Consider the following 7,286-nt stretch of genomic DNA (forward strand, 5'->3'; position numbering starts at 1 on the left):
AGATTCTACCAAGGAGTAACCCTCTTTTTCATGTTATTTGCTTATTAACTACCGCGCTTTCGCTTGGTGGCCCCCTCTTTTGTTGAGCGTTCTAACGTTCCCTCAACAAATGAGGGGGTTAAATTTTGCCCACAATAATTTTACTCATACGACTAGGGGAAGTGAAGGAATGACAGCCCAACGATTTTTTACTCATCCACTCGGAATTATTGTGTCTGCGGTGGCAGCGACGTTTTTATGGGGAAGCGCCTTTCCGTTTATCAAATTAAGCTATGAATTATTGGATATTCGCTCCAATGAATTAGGGGAGCAAATGCTGTTTGCTGGCTACCGTTTCTTTTTAGCGAGCATACTGATTTTATTCTTTTTTACAATGATGAAAAAATCGATGCGATTTCAGCGGGAGACGTTTCGATCGGTTGTCAAAATCGGAGCCTTCCAAACGTTTTTTCAATACGTTTTGTTTTATATCGGACTGAGTTTATCCACCGGCATTCAAGGATCGATTATTGCGGGAACGACGTCGTTTTTCCAAATGATTCTCGCGCATTTTATGTATCCGGATGATAAAATGAGCCAACGAAAAGTCATTGGGCTCCTTATAGGTTTCGCAGGAGTAATCGCTGTTAATTTAACAAAAGGAGAATTTGTTCTTGATTTTGGAATGGGGGAAATTTTATTATTGCTCGCAATGTTATCCGGAGGGTTTGGGAACATTTTAGCGAAAGAAGGAGCAAAACAAATGGAAGTTGGTTATTTAACGTCATACCAAATGTTGTTTGGCTCCATTGGTTTGTTAGTGCTCGGTATCGTTCAAGTCGGTCCTTTTCCGTTCGATTTTGAATGGACATCGTTCTTCGCTTTATTGTACTTAGCCTTTTTATCCGCAGCTGGATTTATATTATGGAACAATGTAATGAAATACAACCAAGTGGGAAAAGTGTCGATATATATGTTTTTAGTCCCGGTTTTTGGAGTATTTTTATCCGCGACGATGCTCGGGGAAGAAGTTCACTCATTTGTACTGTTAGGTCTAGCCCTTGTTGCATCGGGAATTGTTATTGTGAATCGTGATAAAGGAAAAAAGGTACATCGGAGTGTTAGAAAAACAGTATAAGCTTATATATACCCACTTTCAGGTGCAGAATGCGAAAACTTATATGTCGGCGCTATGTGTAGTTAAACGATACGGTTGATATTTATATATTACGCTTGTGGCAGACGCTTTCCGCGAGCAAGCCGCTTCCCTCGCTACGCTCAAGTATGGGTCTTGCGGCTTCTTGTTCCCGCTGGAGACGCCGCCTTGTGAACAACTTGCTAAAAATCAACAATGAAATATAACATAGCCTAATAAAAAAGCCGCTCACTTAACCGTGAAGCGGCTTTTTACGTGGCGCATATTCTTGACGTTGCTGTTTTTGGAAAAAAGCAAGAGCTAGAAAAATAAGAAACAGCATGCCACTAATCATGAAGAAGAAGCTGCCGTTCCATTGGATAACTGTCCCTCCGATAATCGGACCGAGGATGCTGCCGATGCTAAAGACCATGCCACACATAATGTTCCCAGCAGGTAGCAGTGATTTTGGCAACAAGTCGGCCATATAGCTAATTCCTAGTGAAAAGGTGGACCCAACAACCATCCCAGCGACAAAAAAGGCAATAAACAGGCCAATGGTCGAGTCGATAAACTCAGCAGAAAAAAAGCTCACTGTCCCAATTGCCATCGCAAAAAGTAACACGAAGGGGCGTCCGTATCGGTCACTTAACATACCAAGCGGTAGCTGAAAAACAATGCCCCCGATGGCAAACGCAGGTAATAATATCGATACCGTTTCGACTGTAATGCCTGAGCGTAATGCATAAATCGGGAAGTTACCGTTTATAGATGCTTCTAAAAAGCCGTATCCAAATGGGGGCAATAGCGCAACCCACGCGAACTTCATGACATTTCCGAACCGATGGAGCGACCCGAAGAACGAATTTGTTTCCATCGAGCTTTCTGGGCACTCATTCTTTAGTCCCCATACCGTTAACCAGGCCAATAAACTAATGAGTGACGATACGATAAATGGCAACGATTCATTCGTTTCTACAAGCGGTGTCATAAACGGACCGCACGCAAATCCAATGCCGAAAAAGAGGCCGTACAACGAAATATTTCGACCCCGTTTTTCTTTCGGCGAAGCGGATGTAATCCACGTTTGGGTTGCAAAATGAAGCATATGATCTCCGATTCCAATCAGCAGTCGGAGAACGAACCAAAACGTAAATGACTTCCATAGCGGAAACATCATTAACGACGCAATCACCGTAAATCCTCCTGCTAAAATTAACGGCTTGTAGCCCCATTTTTTTAATGGTACTTCCATAAAAGGGGAGGCTAACAATACTCCTAGATACAACGCTGTCGCGTGAAGTCCATTTAACGAGGAAGATACTCCGTCTTGTTCGAAGATGACGGCAATGATCGGCAGCAACATCCCTTGGGAAAACCCTGAAATGGCAACGATGCTAATCAATACCCAAAAGTGATAATTTGTGCGCATGTCTTGTTCTCCTTTTACCGTTCTCAATAAGTTGATAGTAAAGCCTCATTTAAAAGTTGGCAAGACTGAATTCTATCAAGTAAGATGGGAATGAATAGAAAAAGAAGGAAAGGAGGATATTCGATGAAATTCCAAATGAAGCCAGAAGGCGGGTTTGTCACAGAGCTACCGTACGGGACTTTGCATGTATCTGGTGATGAGACGCAAGGATTTCGGCCGTATCAATTAATGGTCTCCTCACTTGCGGTATGTAGTGGCGGTGTGTTACGAAAAATTTTAGAAAAAATGCGCTTCAACATTACTGACATCACAATTGAAGCGAACGTAAAACGAAATGAAGAAATAGCAAATCGAATCGAACATGTGCATCTTCATTTTACGATCGAAGGAACTGACCTTGATGAACGGAAAATCGAAAAAGCAATGGAACTAACAAAGAAAAACTGCTCCATGGTGCAATCCGTCCTTGGAGCGATTGACGTGAAGGAAACGTTTGAGATTAAAAAAGCATAATTAATATCTAATTCTTGAACTGTTCTTTAGAAGGAAAAAACTGTCCACTAGAGGGATAAAAAAAGAGCCCTTTAAAAGGCTCCAGTGCTAGGAAGGGAACGTCATCTTTTGTGGTTCGCTTCCTGGTGATTCATAATATAAAATCGTTTGTGGTTGTAAGCGAAGTAATACATATTCGGGATCATCCGGGCCAGAAATCCATGGGCGTAACGATTCGTCCCAATATTTTTCTTTTAATTGTGGAGAATCTTCAATTTCCGCTTTGGCTTCAATTTCGATGTGAGGCTCGTTTGTACCATTTTGCCCCACTAAAATATGCGCGTTCGGGTTGGAACGTAGATCTTCTACTTTATGCGTATGCTCATTCGTCGCGGTATAAAGCGTTAGGTCGTCATGAAAAAACGTCATGTAGCGGGAATATGGTTTATCGTTACGAACCGTGGCCATCGTGCCAACGGGATGCTGGTCCAATACTTGTTCTACTTTTTCTTGTAAATTTCGTTCCATTATACAAGTTACCCCCTTAATGATTATTCCTTTTATAATTTGTACGTTTTTTCAATTTTTACTACCGTCGTTCGATAATTTTGCCTGGTTCAGGGAAGAGATAAGAAAAGAAAGTTCAGAAGAATGTGAGGGAAGAAGATGAATCGAATCTTTGCCTTTATCGTATTCGGTGGGGTACCGCTATCTGTTATTGGCACTTTACTTCATTGGCCGAGCGTTCTTATGTTCGTTATTTACTGTATTACTATCATCGGATTGGCGAGCTACATGGGCCGAGCTACTGAAAGTTTGGCGATTATTTCGGGTCCACGAATTGGTGGGCTATTAAACGCCACGTTCGGAAACGCCGTGGAGCTAATTATTTCGATTTTTGCCTTAAAAGAAGGTCTTATTGATGTGGTATTAGCCTCGTTAACTGGTTCGGTATTAGGAAACTTATTGTTAGTGGCTGGACTATCCTTTTTTGTCGGGGGGGTAAAATTTAAGCGGCAAACGTTTAATGTTCATGATGCTCGACATAACTCAGGACTACTCATGTTTGCTGTCATTGTCGCCTTTGTGATTCCCGAAATTTTTGCTGAAACGATGAACAGAACCGATACACTTATGTTAAGTGTGGGAATCTCAATTATTTTGATTTTACTCTACATGGCAGCCCTGTTCTTTAAACTCGTTACTCATCGTGGGGTGTATCAACATCATGAGCAGCAGGAGGAACACGAAGAGGAACCGGAATGGTCACGTAACAAATCGATTCTTATTTTAGCGTTAGCGACCGCTGCTGTGGCGTATGTATCCGAAGCGCTCGTACATACGTTTGAAGAAGTGGCCCATGCGTTCGGATGGTCCGAGCTCTTTATCGGTGTCATCATAGTTGCCATCGTCGGAAACGCGGCGGAACACGCTTCAGCGATTATTATGGCGTATAAAAATAAAATGGACGTAGCCGTTGAAATTGCCGTTGGTTCAACGTTACAAATTGCTATGTTTGTAGCTCCAATTCTTGTACTCATTTCACTCTTCTTTACCACTTCTATGCCGCTCGTATTTACCGTCCCAGAACTAGTGGCGATGGTTACCGCGGTCCTATTAATGATTGTTATTTCGAACGACGGGGAAACGAACTGGTTCGAAGGGGCTACGCTACTTGCCGCTTATTTGATTATGGGAATCGGCTTTTATTTACTATAAGATTTTAAAAAAAAGCTATGTTATATTTCATAGTTTTTAGCAAGTTGTTCACACGGCGGCGACTCCAGCGGGAACAGAAAGCCAGAAAAGACCCATACTTGAGCGTAGCGAGGGAAACGGCTCGCGGCTTGCCCGCAGAAGCGTCCGCCACAAGCGTATGTATAAATATCAACAGTATCGGATAACAAAGCCAAAAAAAGAGGCTGTCCGAAAAGTAGTATTTAATCCCGAAATCTAAAAAAAGCAAACCCAAAGAATGCTGTAAAATCAACATTCTTTGGGTTTTAAATTTTGGCGTATTTTCAACTAAAATGGACTTTTTAGACAGCCCCTTCAATTTTTACATTGTGATGGAAAAAGTCCGGATTTGCTTCGGTTGATCACCTACCTTTGGATGTGAATTCGCAGTTGGGATACTCCATAAAAGGCTGAGGTTAAGACCTCCTTTGTTGAAGGGTGACAGTATAACACTATTCGTTTTTCGGAGAAAATATTCTGAATTTTTGTTAAAAAAACTATTAAATGAAGACGTTACTCGAATGGATAAATCGAACTTGGTTGGAAAACATAATAACAAACTCGATGATTAACTGAGAAAGGAGTTCTCAACATGATTTCACATCGAATGATCCTTCTGGCACTAGTATTTATTTTAAGTTTTGCTCCAAACGCATCGGGAGAACAAGCGAAAAAAGCAAAAGAAGATCAAGCCTATCAAATTCCTTCTTCCGTCATGAACATCGCCAAAGAAAATACGTACCCAAACCCAACGCAAGATTTACCGTATTTACAACCGAGCGAATTAACGAAAGAATTACTTGAAACATCTAAAATAAAAATTGAAAACCCAAATTTAATTCGGATGTTAAATGAAACAGCTATCAACAAATCTCCATTTTCGATTGGAATGAGAGCAACCATCTACTTAGGCGAGTGGCCCCTGAATTACGAATCAACCGAAACCGCTCCTAACTGGCAGTACCAAAAAATAAACACAAACTACTTTGACAACCGTGGTGGAAAATCTATTTATCAAATACATTACGTCCAAGAAGTACAAAAAGTCATTAAAGGCGGCTTAACTGCAAAGGTTCTAAAAGCAGATGACGTCCAAAAAATGATGCTGTTAAAAGCGATGGAAAAAACGAAGCTCCCACTATCTTTTGAAACCATCGTTGGTGCGGGAACGAAAAAGGAGCAAATTTATAACATCCCGCCTAAACGGCTAGGGTACTTATATGCCTATGCTCCTGCGGTAAACGAAAAAGGAAAAGTCACGTATGGCGAAGTGTATCTCGTGCTAAAAGGCAGGCATCGCGGAATCGTCGTCAAAAATGTTACGTCTCAAGGCATCGGCGCCTGGATTCCAGTACAAGACCACATCATGTTTAGCTTCATTGCTACGGATCAACCGAGATAAAGCGGGCTCTTTCTTAGAGTTCGCTTTATTACATGTTGGTTTGGTTTTTGAGGAGTATTGTCTGATAAGGAGGGCGAATCGGCACATAGAAGTCCGAAATTTGAACATAAAAAGGACTGGAATTGGGATATAGGCGTTGGATTTGGCACATAAAGAGCAGAGAATAGCACATTCGAAGCCTAGCTTGGCACATAGGATGTTAATGCTGGCCCAATTTTTTCTTATTTGATCCATATCAACAACTTCTAAACAATAAAAACCGATTTGGCGACATGCCAAATCGGCACAGCTTATAAAACGCTATTTTACTAACTGACCCTCAGCTACTCGTTTCACGCGTTCGACAAAATCAACGACGACTTTTTCCGATGCAAACAGAAGAAACAATTTAGTATACCACTTTAACGGTTGGTTTGTCGCTGTATATGTAAGCTCGGTAAGATTTTCATCTTTTTTCGTCAGTTCATATGTTGCGGTAATGTCAAACATGTTGGCTAAATGAAAGCCTACTTTTAATTTTTTATAATCAGGAGTATCTTTGTATTCTAATGTTTTGACGTCGTATTCCATGACGCGTTTGCCTTCCCGATATTTTTGGCGATAGACACTGCCAACGACTTCTTCGGTTTCATGAACAGGTGTATTTTCTATAACTTGAGGCATAATTTTTTGCATGTTTTCAAGTGACCCGTCAAAAAACTCCCATACGGTTTCAATCGGAGCGTTAATTTCGATCGATTTTGTCCATTTTTTCATAAAAGACCTCCATCGTAAGTTTTCTTTTTATAAAATTAATTCCACTTCGTTAAAGCAATATCCTTTTTTTAGAAAAAATACCAAAAGTAAGGAGCCGCCCACTACATTGGAAAGCGGCTCCTGCTGATTTTTGCTCATATTTTCTAAAAGCTGCTCATAACAATCGGGTTTATGCTCATAAATATGAAGTTAATGCTCATAACAATCGGGTTTATGCTCATAAATATGAAGTTAATGCTCATAACAATCGGGTTTATGCTCATAAATATGAAGTTAATGCTCATAACATTGGGTTTTTGCTCATAAATATGAAGTTAATGCTCATAACAATCGGGTTTATGCTCATAAATATG

The 7,286-nt window shown here is 40.7% G+C and carries 8 protein-coding genes; 5 read left to right on the forward strand and 3 right to left on the reverse strand.

Annotated elements, in window-relative coordinates; genetic code table 11:
• The first annotated feature begins 169 nt into the window (after positions 1-169).
• The gene (locus tag H0Z31_15460; protein MBO8178820.1) at positions 170-1,117 is read left to right on the forward strand and encodes a DMT family transporter; all 948 of its coding nucleotides are present in this window, start codon (positions 170-172) and stop codon (positions 1,115-1,117) included.
• A 250-nt stretch (positions 1,118-1,367) separates the two neighbouring features.
• Here H0Z31_15460 and H0Z31_15465 read toward each other — a convergent pair whose 3' ends face one another.
• Positions 1,368-2,546 carry an MFS transporter gene (locus tag H0Z31_15465; protein MBO8178821.1) on the reverse strand — a complete coding sequence of 393 codons (1,179 nt, stop codon included), beginning with the start codon at positions 2,544-2,546 and terminating at the stop codon, positions 1,368-1,370.
• Between the two features lie 123 nt (positions 2,547-2,669).
• On the opposite strand from H0Z31_15465, the gene H0Z31_15470 reads away from it, so the two are divergent.
• Positions 2,670-3,059 (forward strand): OsmC family protein, encoded by a 390-nt coding sequence (locus tag H0Z31_15470; protein MBO8178822.1) that lies wholly within the window; start codon positions 2,670-2,672, stop codon positions 3,057-3,059.
• An 87-nt stretch (positions 3,060-3,146) separates the two neighbouring features.
• Here the strand turns inward: H0Z31_15470 and H0Z31_15475 are convergent, their stop codons facing one another.
• Entirely contained in the window at positions 3,147-3,566 is a 420-nt protein-coding gene (locus tag H0Z31_15475) for a pyridoxamine 5'-phosphate oxidase family protein (GenBank protein ID MBO8178823.1), read from the reverse strand.
• Positions 3,567-3,704: 138 nt separating this feature from the next.
• Between H0Z31_15475 and cax the strand changes: the two genes are divergently transcribed.
• The 3 genes from cax (at position 3,705) to H0Z31_15490 (ending at position 6,177) form a co-directional block, all read left to right on the forward strand.
• Entirely contained in the window at positions 3,705-4,757 is a 1,053-nt protein-coding gene (gene cax / locus H0Z31_15480) for a calcium/proton exchanger (GenBank protein MBO8178824.1), read from the forward strand.
• A 17-nt stretch (positions 4,758-4,774) separates the two neighbouring features.
• Positions 4,775-4,942, forward strand: a complete 168-nt coding sequence (locus H0Z31_15485; protein MBO8178825.1) for a hypothetical protein — start codon at positions 4,775-4,777, stop codon at positions 4,940-4,942.
• Positions 4,943-5,367: 425 nt separating this feature from the next.
• Positions 5,368-6,177, forward strand: a complete 810-nt coding sequence (locus H0Z31_15490; GenBank protein ID MBO8178826.1) for a YfkD family protein — start codon at positions 5,368-5,370, stop codon at positions 6,175-6,177.
• 300 nt (positions 6,178-6,477) lie between these two features.
• On the opposite strand, the gene H0Z31_15495 is transcribed toward H0Z31_15490, so the two are convergent.
• Complete coding sequence (locus tag H0Z31_15495) at positions 6,478-6,933, reverse strand: SRPBCC family protein (GenBank protein MBO8178827.1); 456 nt, start codon at positions 6,931-6,933, stop codon at positions 6,478-6,480.
• Between the last annotated feature and the right edge of the window lie 353 nt (positions 6,934-7,286).

This window comes from Bacillus sp. (in: firmicutes), assembly GCA_017656295.1.
Lineage (GTDB): Bacteria > Bacillota > Bacilli > Bacillales > JACDOC01 > JACDOC01.

Excerpts from the sequence above, each read along its gene's own strand:
- H0Z31_15470 (MBO8178822.1), top strand. The coding sequence starts at position 2,670 with ATGAAATTCCAAATGAAGCCAGAAGGCGGGTTTGTCACAGAGCTACCG.
- cax (MBO8178824.1), top strand. The coding sequence starts at position 3,705 with ATGAATCGAATCTTTGCCTTTATCGTATTCGGTGGGGTACCGCTATCT.
- H0Z31_15465 (MBO8178821.1), bottom strand. The coding sequence starts at position 2,546 with ATGCGCACAAATTATCACTTTTGGGTATTGATTAGCATCGTTGCCATT.
- H0Z31_15460 (MBO8178820.1), top strand. The coding sequence starts at position 170 with ATGACAGCCCAACGATTTTTTACTCATCCACTCGGAATTATTGTGTCT.
- H0Z31_15485 (MBO8178825.1), top strand. The coding sequence starts at position 4,775 with ATGTTATATTTCATAGTTTTTAGCAAGTTGTTCACACGGCGGCGACTC.
- H0Z31_15495 (MBO8178827.1), bottom strand. The coding sequence starts at position 6,933 with ATGAAAAAATGGACAAAATCGATCGAAATTAACGCTCCGATTGAAACC.
- H0Z31_15490 (MBO8178826.1), top strand. The coding sequence starts at position 5,368 with ATGATTTCACATCGAATGATCCTTCTGGCACTAGTATTTATTTTAAGT.
- H0Z31_15475 (MBO8178823.1), bottom strand. The coding sequence starts at position 3,566 with ATGGAACGAAATTTACAAGAAAAAGTAGAACAAGTATTGGACCAGCAT.